The organism is Aeromonas sp. R5-4 (genome assembly GCF_040908215.1).
Lineage (GTDB): Bacteria > Pseudomonadota > Gammaproteobacteria > Enterobacterales > Aeromonadaceae > Aeromonas > Aeromonas veronii.
On sequence record NZ_JBFODG010000029.1, the window covers coordinates 37,037 to 55,939 of the forward strand.

Below are 18,903 nucleotides of genomic sequence, written 5' to 3' on the forward strand. Positions count from 1 at the left end.
AGGAGCCTTCACCAGGATCGATTCCGATCCACTCGTATCATCACCGCATAACGCATCGAGCCCATATGGGCATTCAGGGAGTAGAGACATGCCGAAGTTGAGATCCGCCACCACCACCCACGGACGTAACATGGCCGGGGCCCGCGCCCTGTGGCGTGCCACCGGAATGACCGATCAGGATTTCGGCAAACCCATCATCGCCGTGGTCAACTCCTTTACCCAGTTTGTGCCGGGTCACGTCCACCTCAAGGATCTGGGCCAGCTGGTGGCGCGCGAAATCGAAGCTGCGGGTGGCGTTGCCAAAGAGTTCAACACCATCGCCGTAGATGACGGCATCGCCATGGGCCACGGCGGCATGCTCTATTCCCTACCGTCGCGCGAGCTGATTGCCGACTCGGTGGAGTATATGGTCAACGCCCACTGCGCCGATGCCATGGTCTGCATCTCCAACTGCGACAAGATCACCCCGGGGATGCTGATGGCGGCCCTGCGCATCAACATTCCGGTGATCTTCGTCTCCGGCGGCCCCATGGAAGCGGGCAAGACCAAGCTCTCCGACCAGATCATTAAGCTGGATCTGGTGGACGCCATGATCCAGGGCGCCGACCCCAAGGTGTCGGACTCCCAGAGCGAGCAGGTGGAGCGCAGTGCCTGCCCCACCTGCGGCTCCTGCTCCGGCATGTTTACCGCCAACTCCATGAACTGTCTGACCGAGGCGCTTGGCCTCTCCCAGCCGGGCAACGGCTCCATGCTGGCGACCCACAGCGACCGCGAGCAGCTGTTCAAGCTGGCGGGTCAGCGCATCGTGACTCTGGCCAAGCGCTGGTATGAGCAGGATGATGCGAGTGCCCTCCCACGCAATATCGCCACCAAGGCGGCGTTCGAGAACGCCATGGCGCTCGATATCGCCATGGGCGGCTCCACCAATACCGTGCTGCACCTGTTGGCGGCGGCGCAGGAGGCCGGTGTCGACTTCACCATGGCCGATATCGACCGCATGTCGCGCAAGGTGCCCCAGCTCTGCAAGGTGGCGCCCTCCACCCAGAAGTACCATATGGAAGATGTGCACCGCGCCGGTGGCGTGGTCGCCATTCTGGGCCAGCTGGAAAAAGCGGGCCTGGTGCATGGGGATACCCGTACCGTGCTGGGTTGTTCCCTCGTCGAACAGCTCAATGAATATGATGTCAGCCGTCAGCCGAGTCAGGAGGTGGTGGACTTCTACCGTGCCGGCCCGGCCGGCATCCGCACCACCAAGGCGTTCAGTCAGGATTGTCGCTGGCCGGAGCTGGATCTGGACAGAGCCGAAGGGTGTATCCGCTCGCTGGATAACGCCTACAGCCAGGAGGGCGGTCTCGCAGTGCTCTCCGGCAACCTCGCGGTCAACGGCGCCATCGTCAAGACTGCCGGGGTGGATGAGGAGAACCTCACCTTCCGTGGCCCGGCCCGGGTATTCGAGAGTCAGGAGAGTGCGGTGAACGGCATCCTCGACGGCACAGTGAAAGCAGGTGAAGTAGTGGTGATCCGCTATGAAGGGCCGAAAGGGGGCCCCGGCATGCAGGAGATGCTCTACCCCACCACCTATCTGAAATCCATGGGATTGGGCAAGGCGTGCGCCCTGATCACCGACGGCCGCTTCTCCGGCGGCACCTCGGGTCTCTCCATCGGTCACGTTTCGCCGGAGGCGGCCTCTGGCGGCACTATCGGTCTGGTGGAGGATGGCGACATCATCAACATCGACATCCCGGCTCGCAGCATGGTGCTGGAGGTGGCTGACAGCGTGCTGGCCGCCCGCCGCGTCGCCGTCGAGGCCCGTGGCTGGAAGCCGCTCGACCGCCAGCGTCAGGTCTCCTTTGCCCTGCGCGCCTACGCCATGTTCGCCACCAGCGCCGACAAGGGCGCGGTGCGCGATCGCTCGATGCTGGGGGAATAAATCATGGTCTCTGCGGCGGATTATCTACGCAAGGTGTTGCTCTCTCCCGTCTATGAGGCGGCGCGGGTCACCCCCTTGCAAACCCTGAAGAAACTCTCCGAGCGGCTCGGCAATCATGTCAGCCTGAAGCGGGAGGATCTGCAACCGGTCCACTCCTTCAAGCTGCGCGGCGCCTACCACAAGATCGCTACCCTGACCGAGGAGCAGAAGGCGCGCGGCGTCATCGCCGCCTCTGCCGGCAACCACGCACAGGGGGTCGCTCTGTCGGCCGCCAAACTCGGCATCAAGGCGATCATCGTGATGCCCAAGACCACGCCGGACATCAAGATCGACGCGGTGCGCCGGCAGGGCGGCAACGTCATGCTGTTCGGCAACAGCTTCGACGAGGCCTATGGCGAGAGTCGCCGCCTCTCCGAGCTGGAGGGCTACACCCTGATCCCGCCGTTTGACGACGTCGAGGTGATCGCCGGGCAGGGCACTATCGGCAAGGAGCTGCTGGAGCAGGATACCCACCTCACCCACGTGTTCGTGCCGGTGGGGGGCGGCGGGTTGGCCGCCGGGGTGGCGGTCTATATCAAACAGCTGTTGCCGGATGTGAAGGTGATCGGGGTGGAGGCGGAGGGCTCCGCCTGCCTCAAGGCCGCGCTGGCGGCAGGCGAGCCGGTCAATCTGGAGCGGGTCTCGCTGTTTGCCGACGGGGTGGCGGTCAAGCGCATCGGCGAGGAGACTTTCCGCCTGTGCAACCAGTATCTGGACGAGGTGGTGACCGTCTCCAACGACCAGATCTGCGCCGCGCTGAAAGATATCTTCGACGACTGCCGCGCCATTGCCGAGCCGTCAGGCGCCCTGTCGTTGGCGGGCCTCAAGGCCTACAGCGAGCGGGAGCAGGTCAAAGGGGGGCGGATGGCGGCCATTCTCTCCGGCGCCAACGTCAACTTCCACAGCCTGCGCTACGTGTCGGAGCGCTGCGAGATCGGCGAGAAGCGCGAGGGCATGCTGGCGGTGACCATCCCCGAGCGCAAGGGGGCCTTCCTCGACTTTTGTCGTCAGCTTGGCCCGCGCATGGTGACCGAGTTCAACTATCGCTACGCCGATGCCGAGCAGGCGTCGCTGTTCGTCTCGGTGCGTCTCACCGGTGGTGATGAAGAGCTGGGCCAGATCATCGATCAGCTCGGCGGCAACGGCTATCCGGTGGTCAACATGACCGAGAGCGAGCTGGCCAAGAACCACGTGCGTTACATGATTGGCGGCCGCCCGGCCCGGCCCCTCGGTGAACGGCTCTACAGCTTCAAGTTCCCGGAGCAGCCGGGTGCCCTGATGCGCTTCCTCGAGACCCTGGGCTGTCGCTGGAACATCAGCCTGTTCCACTACCGCAACCACGGTGCCGACTACGGCCGCGTGCTCTGCGCTTTCGAGCTGCCGGACGAAGACGTGGCCGCCTTCCACGACTACCTGCGCGAGATTGGTTACGGCTGGAAAGAGGTGAGCGACGACCCCGCCTACCGTTTATTCCTGGCTAGTTGAGCAAGGGGGCTGCAACAACTCACCGGGAGGGAGGCGTTATGCCTCCCTTTTTTATTGCTGCGTGTGGATAGGTCCACTCCGTACGACGCAAAGTCATGGTTTAACTGGCAAAACAGTGTGAATAGGTACACAGGTGATTTTTACGCCGGATATTGCTGGCAAGCTCACACTCCTGATGGCTTGGTCATTTGAGGCTGCGTTCGGATGGGATACCCTGAATAGCGGAGAGGCCGCCTGACGGCTTCACACAGGGAAAGTGCGCACTCAGGCGCCCATAACGACTTATTGCAGAGGCGAAAATATGAATAAATCCATGCTTGCCGTATTGGTCAGTGGTTTGCTGGCGGCCGGAGCCGTACAGGCCGCCGCTCAGGACAATACCTGGTATGTCGGTGGCAAGGCCGGTTGGTCCAATTACTATGGCGTTGACCACAACCAGTATGCCGAGTCGATTGCCCAGACGTTGGGTAATACCAGCGAGAACACGGATGATCTGGGTCTGGGCCTGTTCGCCGGTTACCAGCTCAACCCCAACCTGGGTTTCGAGCTGGGTTATGACTGGCTTGGCAAATACGACACCACTTCGGGCACTGGCGCCAATACCCTCAAGACCGAAGCCAAGAGCCAGATGATTCAGGCCACCATGAAGATCAGCTTCCCGGCAACGAACGTGCTCGATCTTTATGGCCGACTGGGCGGTGCTTATGCCTGGACGGATAGCGAGATCAGCTTCGCCAATACCAGCGAGACCGGCAAGAAGCATGGCGCCGCCTTCGTTGGTGCGCTGGGTGCCGAATACGCCATCGATCGTGACTGGGCTGCCCGTCTGGAGTACCAGTACACCACGCCGCTGGGAGATGCCTCTCTCGATCGTTCCGGTATCGAGATGGATAACGGCCTGATCTCGTTCGGGATGCTCTATCGCTTCGGTCAGCAAGGTGGCGAGGTCGCTGCACCGGCGCCCGCTCCGGCAGCCGAACCGGCACCTGTAGCCGTGGTTGAGCCCAAGACCTTCAGTCTGAGTTCCGATGTGCTGTTCGAGTTCAACAAGGCGACCCTGAAACCGGCTGCCAATCAGGCGCTCGATGCCCTGTTCAGCCAGATTGTGGCGGCCAATCCGAAAGATGGTGTCGCAACTGTCATCGGTTATACCGACCGCATCGGTTCCGACAACTACAACCTGGCCCTCTCCGAGAAGCGGGCTCAGAGCGTGGCCAGCTATCTGGTATCCAAAGGCTTGTATGCCGACAAGGTACGGGTCGAGGGGCGTGGCAAGTCCAATCCGGTCACTGGCAACAGCTGTGCCAGCCGCTCCAAGCAAGAGCTGATCGCCTGTCTGGCACCGGATCGCCGGGTGGAAATTCATTTGGAAGGGGTTTCCCAGCCTGTCCAATAAGCAGAGCGACGGGAGCAATAAATGTAAAAACGGGAGGCTTGGCCTCCCGTTTCTTATGGGGTGTTTACGATATCGAGCCTCAGAGCCCGAACAGCGGGCGCAGGCGAATGCCGATCAGGCTGCCAGCCAGGGCCATCAACATCCAGACCCAGCCGTGTAGGCTGCCGGACGCAGTGCCATCGAAGAAGCCGCCGAGGTTGCAGGCGGCGTACATGGCGCCCATCCCCATCAGCAGACCGCCGATGATGGAGGCCAGACTGTTGCCGATCCGCATCGGGGCGAAGTTACCACCCCCGCTGATGCAGCGCGCCAGCATGGCCCCCAGAATGCCGAGCCAGAACATGCCGACCATGGGGTTGATAAAGAGTGGCTGGGCCAGCTTGGGGTTGCCCTCGAACAGGCCAAACAGGGAGGCACCGCGCAGCGCCATGTCATAGACGGCGCCGGTGATGGTCCAGGCCGAGCCGTGCAGAGCGACCACGGACGAGTTGAGCAGGGCGATGATGATGCCGCCGGTCAGCACGGTGAAGCGGCCATCGCGCCAGAACAGATTGCCGCCGCTGAAGAGGGGCTTGAGTTCGCCGGTACGCTTGAGTTCACTGTTGCGAAACAGCAGGAACAGCGCGGCGACGAGCGCCAGGTTGAGCAGCATGCCGCTCCAGATATTGCCGGTCAAATCCTTGGCCAGCACCACATGGCTGGAGAAGGTGGCCTCCAGTTCGGGGCGGAACTGGTTGCTGATAAGGGTGCCGATGCCGTAGCAGATCAGCACCAGCCAGAAGCGGGGTTGTCCCTCGCCGCAGCAATAAAGAGTGCCGGTGGCACAGACGCCTGCCAGCTGCATGCCGATGCCGAACAGGAAGGCACCGACGATGAAAGGAATGCCGATAGCCATCACGTTACCCACCATGGCATCGCCAAACAGGGCGTGACTAAAGGAGAGGAAGGTGGTGAACAGCAGAATTTCGATGGCAATGGTGAGCAGGTGAACCCGCACATAGTAGCTGTTGCGCTTGGTCAGCATTTCGCGCCAACCGAATACGATGCCGAAACGGCTGAAGGAGAGAGTGAAGCCGAAGCCGAATCCGATCAGGGCCATCAGAGCCCATTTCATACCAAAGGTGTTGCCAAGCCAGAGTAACGCTCCCCCCGCGATTGCCACGATGGGGAGCGACCATTTTCGATTCATGTCTGTTGATCCTTGCAGTTGGTTTTCAGAGGGGCGGATCCTATTCCCTCGTGGAGTCCAATGCTACCCATTTAGTCAATGCAGAGAAAAAGGGGGCGCTGACTCCCGTCAGCGCCGGGGATCAATGGCGGGTGGTGTCGAGATGGAAGTGGTGAGTCTGCCTGGTCAGGATGCGGGCGTGCTGGGCGACCATGGTCGCCTCTTCGGCGGCGTGGCTGGCGCTCTGATTTACTTCGGCCGCCAACCGCGACATCTCGCCGACCTGATGGTGGATCCCTTGTATCAGCCGGGTCTCATCGCTCATCAACTGATCGACCTGAGCGATGCGCTGGTTGATCTCCTCGCAGCTCTGCGCGATCCGGGCGACGCTCTGGCGCGCTGTCATCGTGTGAGTGACCGCCTGTTCGACCCGGGCCAGCTCGGTATCCATCTCGCTGGCGGCGCGCAGGCTGACATCCTGGATCTTGCCGATGATGGTGTTGATCTCGGTGGTGGCGCTGCCGGTGCGGGTCGCCAGCGAGCGGACTTCATCGGCCACGACGGCAAAACCGCGCCCCTGTTCGCCTGCCCGGGCTGCTTCAATCGCGGCGTTGAGCGCCAGCAGATTGGTCTGCTCCGCAATATCGTGAATGGCGCCAGCCAGCCCGGCAATCTGCTGCGAAAGGCCAGCCAGATCTGAAATGGTGCTGGATACCCGCTTTACTCCAGTGGCTTGCTCCTCGATCACCTGCTCCACGGTGCGCATGGCGCGCGATGCTTCTTGTGCCCGCTCGGCTGACTGGAGGGTTCGGTCCCCCACTTGATGGAGTTGTTTACCCGCCTGCTCGATGGAGTGAGTGAGCTGTTCGATAGCCTGTTCGATATGTTGAGCTGCTCCGACCTGCGCCTGGCTGTCATCGGTGTACCGTTGTGCCATCGACGTCAGGTTGGTGGCACGATCATCGAGAGTGCTGGCGCTGCGCTGCAGCGACTCGACCAGGGTGGCAAGCTGATCGCGCATGGTTCCGATCTGGCGGATTAGCTCGCCGATGGCATCGAGGCCAGGTTCCGGCATGGGACGGTTCAATTCCCCTTCGGCAATGGCGGCGGTGGCCTTGCCGGCGGCCATCAGGCGCTGCTGGGTGGGTCGCCCCAGCCAGAAGATGAGTCCGCCGCCCAGTAGAGCTGCGCACAGCAAGAGGCCATAGCAGAGCCGGGTTGTACTGGCGAGATGGGCCATCTGCTCGGCGGCATACTGGTTGCCGCTGATGACGGTAGCATCCACTCCGATCCGGTGGGCGTTATAGAGGGTTCGCAGGCGTGCAGCAATCGCACCCGCCTGCGCCAGATCCCCCACCTTGATGGCGGGGACAAACTTGTCGTTGAGTAACTGCCAGAACAGCTCCCCCTGCTGTTTCTGTTCCCCCAATAGCAGCCGTTTGAGTTGCTCGTTCAGGTTGCTCTCCTGCCAGAAGCGGTTGCGCTCTTCGAACTCCTTTTGCAGGCGAGCGAGAGTCTGTAGCAACCCCTCCCGCTCCTCCGGTTTGGCATGGAGCAGGGTATAGACCTGCAGTTGGGATTCGATGAGGTAGAGCGGAGGTGGCAGGATATCGGCGACCACATCCTTGCCTTGTCCCATCTGGTCGGCTGCACTCCTGAGCGAATAGAGACCAAAAAAGCTGATTGATATCAGCACGATAATGACCAGCACCCCAAGCAGCTGGCTAAATAGCAGTGAACGGTCGTGAATTTGCCTGAACATGATGCCTCCATGCGGTGTTGTCCATGGATAGCATAGCTTCATTATCAGGAAGGTGATTCAATCGTGACTGGCGTGAGATGACGAGAAAAGTTCTGCTGCCGAGGTTTGCCCCGGCACGACGGCCGGGGCAGGATGACAGGGTTTACTCTTTGGTTGGTGCAGACTTGGTGTTGCCGTTGCGCAGCCCATCCAGACTGAACAGTACCAGCGCGCTCCAGATGCAGGCGAAGGTGAGCAGTTTGTCCATCGCCAGCGCTTCCCCATAGAGGGTGACTGCGAGGATAAACATCAGGCTGGGGCCTATGTACTGGAAGAAGCCCAGAGTGGAGAGCTTGAGCCGGGTCGCGGCTGCGGTGAAGCAGAGCAGGGGGGCCGTGGTGACGGCGCCTGCGGCGATCAGCAGCAGGTTGAGGTGCCAGTCGTTCTGGGTGAGATGGCTGGTGGGGCTGTCGGCAAAGCCCCACAGATAGATGGCCGCTGGCGGCAGCATGATCATGGTTTCGATCAGCAGACCGGTGAGAGCATCGAGGGCCAGTTTTTTGCGCACCAGCCCATAGATGGCGAAACTCGACGCCAGCACCAGCGCAATCCAGGGCAAGGAGCCAAAGGCGATAAGCTGGATCGCCACCCCGGCAAAGGCCAGCGCCACCGCCCACCACTGCAGGCGGCGCAGCTTCTCGCTCAGAAACACCATTCCCAGCAGCACGTTGAACAGCGGGTTGATGTAGTAGCCGAGGCTGGCATCCAGCATATGGCCGTTGTTGATGGCCCAGATGAACAGCAACCAGTTGCCGCCGACGGTGACCGAGGTAAACGCCAGGGTGAGCAACACTTTTGGCTGGCGCAGCACCGCCTGCACCTTGTGCCACTGGCGCCCTGCCAGGGTGAGTACCATCAGCAGCACGCAGGACCAGATCATCCGGTGGGTCAGGATCTCGGCGGCCGGGACGGCAGAGATGGTCTTGAAATAGATGGGGGCTATGCCCCAAAGGGTATAGGCGCACAGGGCGTAGATGACGCCCTGACGCTGGATCTGTTGCGGCATGCGGATGACCTTTACTGAAGCGTTGGATGCGGGAAAACATCGCAAAAAATCAGTGTAGCGATCCTTTTGCGGGGAAAGAAGCGAATAAACGAAGTTTGAGGGATAGGAGGAGTGTGGCTGGCAGGTCAGCCTTTACCACGGCGGATCTTGTCGACGTCCATCAACAGCCACAACATCAGGGCGATGGCGGAGATCCAGGGGCCCCAGGTCACGTAGGCCTCGCCGTGCCCCAGCACGAAGAACAGCAGGGGCAAACCGATCACCAGAAAAAGTACGCTTCCCAGAAAAAATAGCATTTTTGTCTTTATATTTAACATGTTGGCTTTTTTATCATTATAAGGATTGAGCCCGGTGATGGAAGGCCAAAAATGCAAAAGGGGGATTTCTCCCCCTTTTTGATCCGATAGTGCTGCTTTGTCGTGTTATTCCAGCTGAATCCAGGTGCTTTTCAGCTCGGTGTACTTCTCCAGCGCATGAAGTGACTTGTCGCGACCGTTACCGGACTGTTTGAAGCCGCCAAATGGCATGGTCATGTCACCGCCGTCCCAGTTGTTGACGAACACGGTACCGGCGCGCAGGGCGCGGGAACCTTTCACCGCCTTGTTGAGATCAGCCGTCCAGATCGCCGCCGCCAGGCCGTAGTCGGTGTCATTGCCCAGCGCAATGGCCTCTTCCAGTGTATCGAAGCCGGTCACCGCCAGCACAGGGCCGAAGATCTCCTCGCGGAAGATACGCATCTGCGGAGTGACTTCATCGAAAATCGTGGGTTCGATATAGAAGCCGCCACTATCCATATTGGTGCGGTTGCCCCCCAGCAGCAGTTTGGCCCCCTCCTGCTTGCCAATCTCGATATAGCGCAGCACCTGCTCCATCTGGATGTGATCCACCATGGCGCCGATGCGGGTCGCAGGGTCGAGCGGGTTGCTCGAGATCCACTCGCGGGCATGGGCCAGCAGTCGCTCCATAAATTGCGGTTTGATGCTGTTTTGCACCAGCAGGCGAGAGGCGGCGGTACACACCTCGCCCTGGTTGTAGAAGATGGCGCCAGCGGCGCTCTTGGCCGCGGCGTCCAGATCCGGCGCATCCGCCAGTATGATGTTGGGGCTCTTGCCGCCGCACTCCATAAAGGCGCGCTTGAGGTTGGACTTGCCGGAGCACTCCACCAGATGTTTACCGATCTTGGTGGAGCCGGTGAAAGTGATGCAATCCACGTCCATGTGCATGGCCAGCGCCTCGCCCACGGTATGGCCAAAGCCCGGCAGCACGTTGAACACACCGTCCGGAATGCCTGCCTCCTTGGCCAGACCCGCGATACGCAGGGCGGTCAGGGGGGATTTTTCGGAAGGCTTGAGAATGACCGAGTTGCCGGTAGCGAGCGCCGGGCCCAGCTTCCAGCAGGCCATCACCAGCGGGAAGTTCCAGGGAACGATGGCGGCGACGACCCCGAGGGCTTCGCGGGTCACCAGCGCCAGGGCGGACTCCTCGACCGGGGCGACCTGATCGTAGATCTTGTCGATCGCTTCGGCATTCCAGGCGATGCAGTTGGCGGCGGCGGGGGCGTCATAGCCCATGGCATCGCCGATGGGTTTGCCCATGTCGAGCGATTCCAGTAGCGCCAGCTCCACCTTGTTGAGGCGCATCAGTTCGGCGAAACGCTGCATGATCTGCTTGCGCTGTTTCGGGGCCAGCCCGCACCAGCGTTTGTCCTCGAAAGCGGCACGAGCGGCCTGCACCGCCAGTTCGGCATCGGCGGCATCGCAGGCCGCCACCTTGGTCAGCAGCTTGCCGTTGGCCGGGTTGATGCAATCGAAGGTGGCGCCATTGACGGCATCCCGATAGCTGCCGTTGATAAAGGCTTGCGAGGGCCGGGTCAGATGGGCGGCCTTGTGTTGCCACTGGGCCAGGGTCAGGTCACTCATGTTCACTCCTTGAACCGGCAAAAGTCAGTTTCCGCGTATCAATATGCTAAACATCCTGCCGCTTGTAAATCCATCTTGTAACAATTCATTAAACATTGCTCCCCTGCCGATGCGCGTCTGAATGTCAGAAACTGGCGGGGGTGTTGGCCGAGATCAGCACGCACTCCTGCTCGCCGCTATTGCGAAAACGGTGGGGGGTGCGGCTGTCGAAGTAGTAGCCATCCCCGGCGCCCAGCAGGTAGATCTGCTCGCCCACGGTCACTTCAACCTCGCCCTTGATGACGATGCCGCACTCTTCACCCTCGTGGCTCAGCATGTCGTCGCCGGTGTCGGCGCCCGGTGGCAGCACCTCCTGCAACATGCCGATGGCGCGGTTGGCACGGCTGTGCCCGACCAGCCGGTAGCTGATGGGATGCGTGCCGAGATCCGGCATATCGGCGGCGCGGAAGATCACTTCGGTGCCCATTTCGGTCTCTTCGGTGAAGAAGCTGGCCAGCGACATGGGGATCCCTTCCAGCACCTTGCGCAGGGAGGCGACAGAGGGGCTCACCTGATTTTTCTCGATCTGGGAGATAAATCCGTTGGTCACACCGGAGCGCTTGGCCAGCTCGCGCTGGGAGAGGGCTGCCTTGGTGCGAACCGCCTTGAGGCGGTGACCGATATCCATCTATAGACACTCCTTGACTGTTTACTATTATTAAAATTGTGTTAAATATCTTATACCACCCTGCTGATGCGTCTAGCTAGGGGTGGCACCAGACAGGGCGATAACGGGCCCTTTTTTATGGATTCAGGTGTTTAATTTAATAGGCATTGGCCGATAGTTGCTAAACACCTTAAGGATGAGGTGACCATGAAACCGATCAGCGACATCAATACGCCCTCCGACATGTCCGCGTTCTGGATGCCGTTCACCGCCAACCAGCAGTTCAAGGCGGCGCCGCGTATCCTGAAGTCGGCAGAGGGGATGTATTATCACTCAGAGGATGGCCGCAAGATACTGGATGGCACAGCCGGACTCTGGTGTTGCAACGCGGGCCATGGTCGGCGCGAGATTGCCGAGGCGGTCTCCCAGCAGATTTCCCACCTCGATTTTGCCCCCACTTTCCAGATGGGCCACCCGCTGCCGTTCGAGCTGGCCAACAAGCTGGTGGAGATCGCTCCCAAGGGCTTTGGCCATGTCTTCTACACCAACTCCGGCTCAGAGTCGGTCGATACCGCGCTCAAAATCGCGCTGGCCTGGCAGCGGGCGCGCGGTCAGGGCACCCGCACCCGGCTGATTGGCCGCGAGCGTGGCTATCACGGGGTCGGCTTTGGCGGCATCTCGGTGGGGGGCATTCCCGGCAACCGCAAGTGGTTCGGCTCCCTGCTGACCGGGGTGGATCATCTGCCGCATACCCTCAACATCGCCAAAAATGCGTTTACCAAAGGGCTGCCCGAGGAGGATGTGGCGCTGGCCGACGAGCTGGAGAAGATCGTCTTTCTGCACGATGCCAGCAATATCGCGGCGGTGATCGTCGAGCCCATCGCCGGCAGCACCGGTGTGCTGATGCCGCCCAAAGGCTACCTCAAGCGGCTGCGCGAGATCTGTACCAAGCACGGCATCCTGCTGATTTTTGACGAGGTGATCACCGGTTTCGGTCGCCTTGGCTCCCCCTTCGCCGCGCAGGAGTTCGATGTCATTCCCGACATGATCACTTGCGCCAAGGGGCTGACCAACGGTGCCATCCCCATGGGCGCGGTGCTGGTGCAGAAGCACATTTATGACGACATGATGGCGGCAGGAAAGGGGGCCATCGAGCTGTTCCACGGCTACACCTACTCCGGCCATCCGGTGGCTGCGGCTGCAGGGCTCGCGACCCTCGAGATCTATCGCAACGAGAACCTGCTCAGCCGCGCCGCCGATCTGGCTGGCTACTGGGAGGAGGCGGCCCATTCGCTGAAGGGCTGCAAGCATGTGAAGGATGTACGCAACTACGGGCTGGTGGCGGGGATCGAGCTGGAATCGATGCCGGATGCACCGGGCAAACGCGCCTACGAGGTGTTCGTGCGCTGCTTCGAGAAGGGGGCTCTGATCCGGGTGACCGGCGACATCATCGCTCTGTCGCCACCTCTCATTATCGAGCGCAGCCAGATCGACGATCTCTTCACCCTGCTGCAGGATGCCCTGCAGGCCCAACCTTAACCCATTTGATGACCCCGCACTGGCGGGGCCTTGCGTTGATTTGCTCAACGCATTTACTGCATCAGTTATCACGGAGGATACATGACATACAGGGTCAGCAACTTCATCAACGGCCAGCCGCAGGAGAGTCGCAGCGAGCGGCAAGGGGCCATCTTCAATCCCGCCTGCGGCAAGCAGCAGGGGAACGTGGGGCTTTCCAGCGCCGCCGAGTGTCAGGAGGCGATCGCCATCGCCGAGCGCGCCTTTGTCGACTGGTCACAAACCCCGCCGCTGGTGCGGGCCCGGGTCTTTTTCCGCTTCAAGGAGTTGATGGAGCAGCACAGGGACGAGCTGGCCCAGCTCATCAGTCGCGAGCACGGCAAGGTCTTCTCCGATGCGCAGGGGGAGTTGACCCGCGGGCTGGAGGTGGTGGAGTTTGCCTGCGGCATTCCCCATCTGCTCAAGGGGGAGCACTCCCTCAACGTCGGCCGCGGGGTAGACAGCTACTCCATGATGCAGCCGGTGGGGGTCTGCGCCGGCATCACCCCGTTCAACTTCCCGGCCATGGTGCCGCTCTGGATGTTCCCGGTCGCCATCGCCTGCGGCAACACCTTCATTCTCAAGCCCTCCGAGAAGGATCCCTCCCTCTCGCTGCGGATGGCCGAGCTGCTCAAGGAGGCCGGTCTGCCGGACGGCGTGCTCAACGTGGTGAACGGTGACAAGGAGGTGGTGGACGTGCTGCTGACCGATCCGCGGGTCGGTGCCGTCTCGTTTGTCGGCTCCACCCCTATTGCCCAGTACATCTATGCCACCGCCTCGGCCCATGGCAAGCGAGTGCAGGCGCTGGGCGGTGCCAAGAACCACATGGTGGTGATGCCGGATGCGGACCTCGATCAGGCGGTCTCCGCCCTGATGGGGGCTGCTTATGGGGCAGCGGGCGAGCGCTGCATGGCGATCTCGGTAGCCGTGGTGGTGGGTGACGAGACCGCCGATGCCCTGGTGGCCAAGCTGACGCCACTGGTGGAAAAACTGCGGGTGGGCCCGGGGTTGGGCCAGAGCCCGGAGAACGAGATGGGGCCGCTCATCAGCAAGGAGCATCTGGCCAAGGTGCGCGGCTACGTGGATCAGGGTGTGGCCGAAGGGGCCGCGCTGCGGGTCGATGGCCGTACGCTGAGCCACGACGAGGGTTACTTTATCGGGGGCTGCCTGTTTGACGAGGTGACGCCAGAGATGCGTATCTACCGCGAGGAGATCTTCGGCCCTGTGCTCTCCATCGTACGGGTGCCGGACTACGAGACGGCGTTGCGCCTCATCAACGAGCACGAGTACGGCAACGGCACCGCCATCTTTACCTGTGACGGCGATACCGCGCGGGACTTCACGGCGCGGGTGCAGGTCGGTATGGTAGGGGTGAACGTTCCCATTCCGGTGCCGATGGCGTTTCACAGCTTTGGCGGCTGGAAGCGCTCCATCTTCGGGCCGCTCAACATGCACGGGCCGGACGGGGTTCGCTTTTATACCCGGATGAAGACGGTGACGGCGCGCTGGCCCCAGAGCCTGCGCAGTGGTGCCGAGTTCTCCATGCCGACCATGAAGTGACGCGCTGGCGCGTGCTCATGGCCTAACCTCTTGCCCCCGCCGGTCGATGATTGGCGGGGGCGAACTCTGTAAAGGAACAACAGATGCGATTGGGAATTCTCGATTGTGACCGGCTCGATCCCGATCTGGCGGATCGTTTTGGCCCCGTTTACTCCGAGATGTTTATCAGGGGCTTTGCGGCCCTGGCCCCCGAACTGGAATTTCGGGTCTGGTCGGCTCTCGATGGGGAGCTGCCGGAGGATCTGCACGAGTGCGATGCCTGGCTCATCACCGGCTCGCGCCACGATGCTTACAGCGATATTCCCTGGATTCAGGCACTGCGGGCGTGGATCCGCCAGGCGCACGATGCCGACGTCAAGCTGGCCGGTGTCTGCTTCGGTCATCAGGTGATCGCCCAGGCGCTGGGCGGCGAGGTGGTGAAGTCTACCAAGGGGTGGGGGCTGGGAGTGTCGGTGCACCCCATGCTGGCAGATGAGCCCTGGATGGCGCCGGCGCGAGATCAGATCCGCATTCTGGCCAGCCATCAGGATCAGGTGGCCCTGCTGCCGCCGGGGGCAACCCGACTGGCGGGCAACGACTTTTGTCCCAACTTCATGTTTTTGCAGGGTGATCACATCGTCGCCATTCAGGGGCATCCTGAGTTCTCGGTGGAGTACAACCGGGCGCTGATCGAGCGGCGCCGTGGCCTGTTGCCCGACGAGCGCTACCAGAGCAGCCTCTCCTCGCTGGAGGGTGAGGTGGATTCGGCGACCATGATGCAGTGGCTGCTGCAGTTTCTGGGGATCCTGCCGCTGCGGGCTGGCGCGGCCTGAGCCCGGTTTGTCAGCCACCCCTTCGGATGCTAGATTTTGTAGCAAAATGAAGGATCAAGCGCTGAGATGTCGGGATCGGATGGTACACTGGCCGCCCATGTGGCGGCCTGTTTGTCTGGCTTGATTGCCGTCCCGGCCTGAGCCAAACCTGTCTGAGCCAAACCAGTGTGAGAGTGTGACGCCTTGAAACTACAGCAATTGAAGTATTTGATCGCGATCCGGGACCACAACCTCAATGTGTCCGTGGCTTCTGATGCGCTCTTCACCAGTCAGCCGGGGGTCAGCAAACAGATTGGCCTGCTGGAGAGCGAGCTGGGAGTGCGGATCTTCGAGCGCCGTGGCAAGCATTTGCACCGCATTACGCCGGTGGGGGAGGAGATCATCAAGTGTGCCGAGGCGATGCTCAATATCGAGAGCAAGATCAAGGCGATCTCCCGCGAGTATCTGGACCCGACCGTGGGCACCCTCAATATTCACACCACCCACACCATCGCCCGCTACCTGCTGCCCAAGTCGGTCACCTACTTCACCAAGAAGTATCCCAAGATCTCGTTCCACCTCCATCCGGTAATGTCGGCGAGCAAGGAGCAGATCAGCAAGGGTTACTCCGATTTCTCCATCGTTGCCCACGAGATTGGCTTCGACAAGGAGCTGATTGCGCTGCCCGCCTACCTCTGGACTCTCTCGCTGGTGGTGCCGCAGGATCACCCGTTGGCCAAGGTGAAGAAGCCGACCCTGGAGCAGCTCTGCCACTACCCGATCCTCAGCTACGAGAGTGGCGCCACTGGCCGTCAGGTGCAGGACGAGGTGTTCCATGCCGCCGGTCTCACCCCGAGCTACTACATGACGGTGATGGACGCCGGGGTGATCAAGCGCTACGTGGAGCTGGGCTTTGGCATCGGCATCATCTCCTCGCTGGTGGCCAACGACACCGACAGCCCCGGGCTGGTCTCCATCAATCTGGAGCACCTGTTCAAACCCTGTCCGGCGCAGATCTGTTTCAGCAAGAGCATCCTGCTGCAGAACTACATGTATGACTTCATCAGCTCCTTCTCGCCCCACCTCACCAAGGAGGTGATCCAGAGCGTGATGCAGCAGCCGACCCAGGCGCGCATCGACGAGCTGCTGGCCGGGGTGGAGCTGCCCATCTATTGATCCCGATCGGATTCCCGATCGCTGCCGGTTGTCTCTTCTGTCAGGCTGGGCTCTACTCGGGGTTCAGCCTGTCTCTTTTGGGCTATCTCCATCGTCCGAGGTCTCTATGTCCCGCATTCTGCTGCTTGCCAATCTCAACTGTGATCATGTGCTCTCCCTCTCCGAACCTCTGGTGGCGGGGGCCCGGCTGCAATATGTGGATCAGGGGCGCAGGCTCGGCGGTGGCGCCGCCAACACCGGCATCGGGCTGGTGTGGGCGGGCCACGAGGTGACCATTGCTTCCCGTATCGGGCTGGACGAGACCGGCGACTGGCTGCTGGAGCAGGCGGCCGGTTACGGGTTGGATTGCAGCCATGTGGAGCGCTTTGGCGGCGAGACCGGCGAGCTGCTGATCCTGGTGGACTCCACCGGCGAGCGTACCATACTGCGCCGCCCGCGGCGTCCCGATCTGCCTGGCGATCTGTCTCTTGATGGGGTGGATTGCCTCTATGTGAACTATCCCGGCACCGCCATCATCAGCTACATGCGCCAGATGCTCGGCAAGAGCTTCGTGGTGGCCCAGTATCCCAAGGGCGGCCAAGCGCGCCGTCCCTGCCATGTGCTGGTGGCTTCCCGCTCCGATCTCGGCGAGGTGAGCGACCCCTGGCAACATGCCCGCCAGCTGGCGGGGGAGCAGCTCGAATGGCTGGTGCTGACCGAAGGAAAGGCGGGCGCAGTGGCCATCCACGGCGATGAGCAGATTAGGGTTGCCGCCCGTCCTGTTTCGGTGGTCGATACCACGGGGGCAGGGGATGCTTTCGCTGGTGGATTGATCCACGGTCTGGCGCGGGGCATGGCGATCAAGGATGCGTTGCAGTGCGCGGTGGACTGGGGCGCATTTGCTGTCGCCTCCGAGAGCTCCATCCCCTCGGTTGCCCTGAAAAACTGGCTGAAACAACCCCACTGAACCACCTCCTTGACTGTCGATTGAGGGGCTGTTCGCAGGCCATATGGCTGCTGGTCGAAGGGGCTTGGTAAGGGGAACTATTCGGGAGATTTACCAGCCATAAAGTGGGCAAACGCCGGGCTAACCCGGCAAGTTTGCGATCAATCAAAGAAAGTGTCGATTTATGTGCATCTTCATCGACACCCGGTTGTGCTGCTCTTAACCTGTCACTCCGCAACTCAGATTAAGAGACAGGCCCCCCTCTGGCGAACCAATGGGCAAACAGAGGCAAACCGGTTGTCTCCTGCCTCTTAGCTCAATGTTGTCGTCCTGATTCCTGGCTTGTAGTAAGAGGCAAGTGCGACCATGCAACTGACACGATTTACCGACTACGCCCTGCGTACCCTGACCTTCCTGGCGGTTCAGCCGGGGGATCGTCTGTCGACCATTACCGAAGTGGCCGATACCTTCGGCATCTCTCGCAACCACGTGGTCAAAATTGTGCACCAGCTTGGCATCAAGGGGTACATTGAGACGGTACGCGGCAAGCATGGTGGCATCCGCCTCGGTCGCTCGGCGGTCTCCATCAATTTGCGGGATGTGGTGATGGACATGGAGCATGTGCTCTGTCCGGTCGATTGCAAGCGCGAGAACTGCCGTCTCTCCGGTGGTTGCCGCATTCAGGGCATTCTGCGCCGCGCCATGAACGCCTTCCTCGAAGTGCTGGGTGAGTACACTCTGGCCGATGCGGTGCGCGATCCCAATCGTCTCTGCCACCTGCTGGGTATCGAGCAAGAGACTATTGTGACCATGGCCTGACGGGGCGCGGGATAACGAACAAGATGTGAAAGGGGCCTGATGGCCCCTTTTGCTTTTGTACGCAGGTGGTTTTTAACGACTGCCTGGCTGGCGGATCAGGGTAATGGCGCCGTGCAGGCAGGCGAGGCCACAGGCACCGCAGCCATTGCAGGCATCCATATTGACGTTGATGCCATCGGCCGTGGCCTTGATCGCCTGTTGCGGGCAGGCATCTTCACAGAGCAGGCAGTAGAAGCCCTGCCGTGCCTGACAACTCTCTTCAATCTGCACCCGGGTCTGCACCTGACGGCCCAGTTGCAGGTCGAGGGCGCCGGTGGGACAGGCTCTGGCGCAGCTGCCGCAGTAGCTGCACTGGCCACAGGCGAGATCGAGTACCGGCGTACCGGCGATGGGGCTCCCCTCGTACTCCTCCTGGGTGGCCGGTTTGAGCAGACCGCGCGGGCAGGCCTTGAAACACTCGCCACAGCGGGTGCAGAGGGAGAGGTACTGGGACTCCTCGATGGCCCATGGCGGGCGCGCTTCATGGCAAACCACGGCGGGCTTGCGGGAAGCTTGCCAACCTTGTGTCAGCCAACGGAGGAAATAGTGAGTCATGCTCGCCCCTGATACCTATTAGGGGTTAATTTTATCGAAGTTTCGGGAAGCAGGCCAGAGAATAGCGGCCGTCAGGATCGCAAGCGCAGTT

At 61.3% G+C, this 18,903-nt stretch carries 16 protein-coding genes; 9 read left to right on the forward strand and 7 right to left on the reverse strand.

The window, feature by feature from the left end:
• Positions 1-88: 88 nt before the first annotated feature.
• The 3 genes from ilvD (at position 89) to ompA (ending at position 4,850) form a co-directional block, all read left to right on the forward strand.
• Positions 89-1,930 (forward strand): dihydroxy-acid dehydratase, encoded by a 1,842-nt coding sequence (ilvD, locus tag AB5Y83_RS14845; RefSeq protein WP_368175425.1) that lies wholly within the window; start codon positions 89-91, stop codon positions 1,928-1,930.
• A gap of 3 nt (positions 1,931-1,933) precedes the next feature.
• Positions 1,934-3,454 (forward strand): threonine ammonia-lyase, biosynthetic, encoded by a 1,521-nt coding sequence (ilvA, locus tag AB5Y83_RS14850; protein ID WP_167570662.1) that lies wholly within the window; start codon positions 1,934-1,936, stop codon positions 3,452-3,454.
• Between the two features lie 301 nt (positions 3,455-3,755).
• Positions 3,756-4,850 carry a porin OmpA gene (gene ompA / locus AB5Y83_RS14855; RefSeq protein ID WP_236322644.1) on the forward strand — a complete coding sequence of 365 codons (1,095 nt, stop codon included), beginning with the start codon at positions 3,756-3,758 and terminating at the stop codon, positions 4,848-4,850.
• Between the two features lie 79 nt (positions 4,851-4,929).
• Here ompA and AB5Y83_RS14860 read toward each other — a convergent pair whose 3' ends face one another.
• The 6 genes from AB5Y83_RS14860 to AB5Y83_RS14885 all read right to left on the reverse strand — a co-directional run bounded on the left by AB5Y83_RS14860 (position 4,930) and on the right by AB5Y83_RS14885 (position 11,411).
• Positions 4,930-6,039 carry a YeeE/YedE thiosulfate transporter family protein gene (locus tag AB5Y83_RS14860; RefSeq protein ID WP_236322643.1) on the reverse strand — a complete coding sequence of 370 codons (1,110 nt, stop codon included), beginning with the start codon at positions 6,037-6,039 and terminating at the stop codon, positions 4,930-4,932.
• A 121-nt stretch (positions 6,040-6,160) separates the two neighbouring features.
• On the reverse strand, positions 6,161-7,780 hold the full coding sequence (locus tag AB5Y83_RS14865) for a methyl-accepting chemotaxis protein (RefSeq protein ID WP_368175426.1): 1,620 nt from the start codon (positions 7,778-7,780) through the stop codon (positions 6,161-6,163).
• A 142-nt stretch (positions 7,781-7,922) separates the two neighbouring features.
• Complete coding sequence (gene rarD / locus AB5Y83_RS14870) at positions 7,923-8,825, reverse strand: EamA family transporter RarD (RefSeq protein WP_368175427.1); 903 nt, start codon at positions 8,823-8,825, stop codon at positions 7,923-7,925.
• A gap of 125 nt (positions 8,826-8,950) precedes the next feature.
• Positions 8,951-9,121, reverse strand: a complete 171-nt coding sequence (locus tag AB5Y83_RS14875; RefSeq protein WP_005341999.1) for a hypothetical protein — start codon at positions 9,119-9,121, stop codon at positions 8,951-8,953.
• Positions 9,122-9,247: 126 nt separating this feature from the next.
• Positions 9,248-10,744, reverse strand: a complete 1,497-nt coding sequence (locus AB5Y83_RS14880; protein WP_368175428.1) for an aldehyde dehydrogenase — start codon at positions 10,742-10,744, stop codon at positions 9,248-9,250.
• A gap of 124 nt (positions 10,745-10,868) precedes the next feature.
• The gene (locus AB5Y83_RS14885) at positions 10,869-11,411 is read right to left on the reverse strand and encodes a cupin domain-containing protein (RefSeq protein WP_005339643.1); all 543 of its coding nucleotides are present in this window, start codon (positions 11,409-11,411) and stop codon (positions 10,869-10,871) included.
• Positions 11,412-11,597: 186 nt separating this feature from the next.
• Here AB5Y83_RS14885 and AB5Y83_RS14890 point away from each other — a divergent pair, with 186 nt between their 5' ends.
• From AB5Y83_RS14890 to AB5Y83_RS14915, 6 genes are all read left to right on the forward strand, one after another.
• Positions 11,598-12,929: an aspartate aminotransferase family protein gene (locus tag AB5Y83_RS14890; RefSeq protein ID WP_005357473.1), complete on the forward strand. Its 1,332-nt coding sequence runs from the start codon at positions 11,598-11,600 to the stop codon at positions 12,927-12,929.
• Between the two features lie 81 nt (positions 12,930-13,010).
• On the forward strand, positions 13,011-14,507 hold the full coding sequence (locus AB5Y83_RS14895; RefSeq protein WP_368175429.1) for a CoA-acylating methylmalonate-semialdehyde dehydrogenase: 1,497 nt from the start codon (positions 13,011-13,013) through the stop codon (positions 14,505-14,507).
• A gap of 83 nt (positions 14,508-14,590) precedes the next feature.
• On the forward strand, positions 14,591-15,319 hold the full coding sequence (locus AB5Y83_RS14900) for a glutamine amidotransferase (protein ID WP_005357481.1): 729 nt from the start codon (positions 14,591-14,593) through the stop codon (positions 15,317-15,319).
• A gap of 183 nt (positions 15,320-15,502) precedes the next feature.
• Positions 15,503-16,474, forward strand: coding sequence for a LysR substrate-binding domain-containing protein (locus AB5Y83_RS14905; RefSeq protein WP_071913734.1), 972 nt, complete (start codon positions 15,503-15,505; stop codon positions 16,472-16,474).
• A gap of 106 nt (positions 16,475-16,580) precedes the next feature.
• A complete protein-coding gene (locus AB5Y83_RS14910) occupies positions 16,581-17,420 on the forward strand; it encodes a PfkB family carbohydrate kinase (RefSeq protein ID WP_368175430.1) in 840 nt (279 codons plus the stop codon).
• Positions 17,421-17,765: 345 nt separating this feature from the next.
• Complete coding sequence (locus AB5Y83_RS14915; RefSeq protein ID WP_005339654.1) at positions 17,766-18,218, forward strand: Rrf2 family transcriptional regulator; 453 nt, start codon at positions 17,766-17,768, stop codon at positions 18,216-18,218.
• Between the two features lie 72 nt (positions 18,219-18,290).
• On the opposite strand, the gene AB5Y83_RS14920 is transcribed toward AB5Y83_RS14915, so the two are convergent.
• Positions 18,291-18,812, reverse strand: coding sequence for a ferredoxin-type protein NapF (locus tag AB5Y83_RS14920; RefSeq protein ID WP_005339657.1), 522 nt, complete (start codon positions 18,810-18,812; stop codon positions 18,291-18,293).
• Positions 18,813-18,903: the final 91 nt, after the last annotated feature.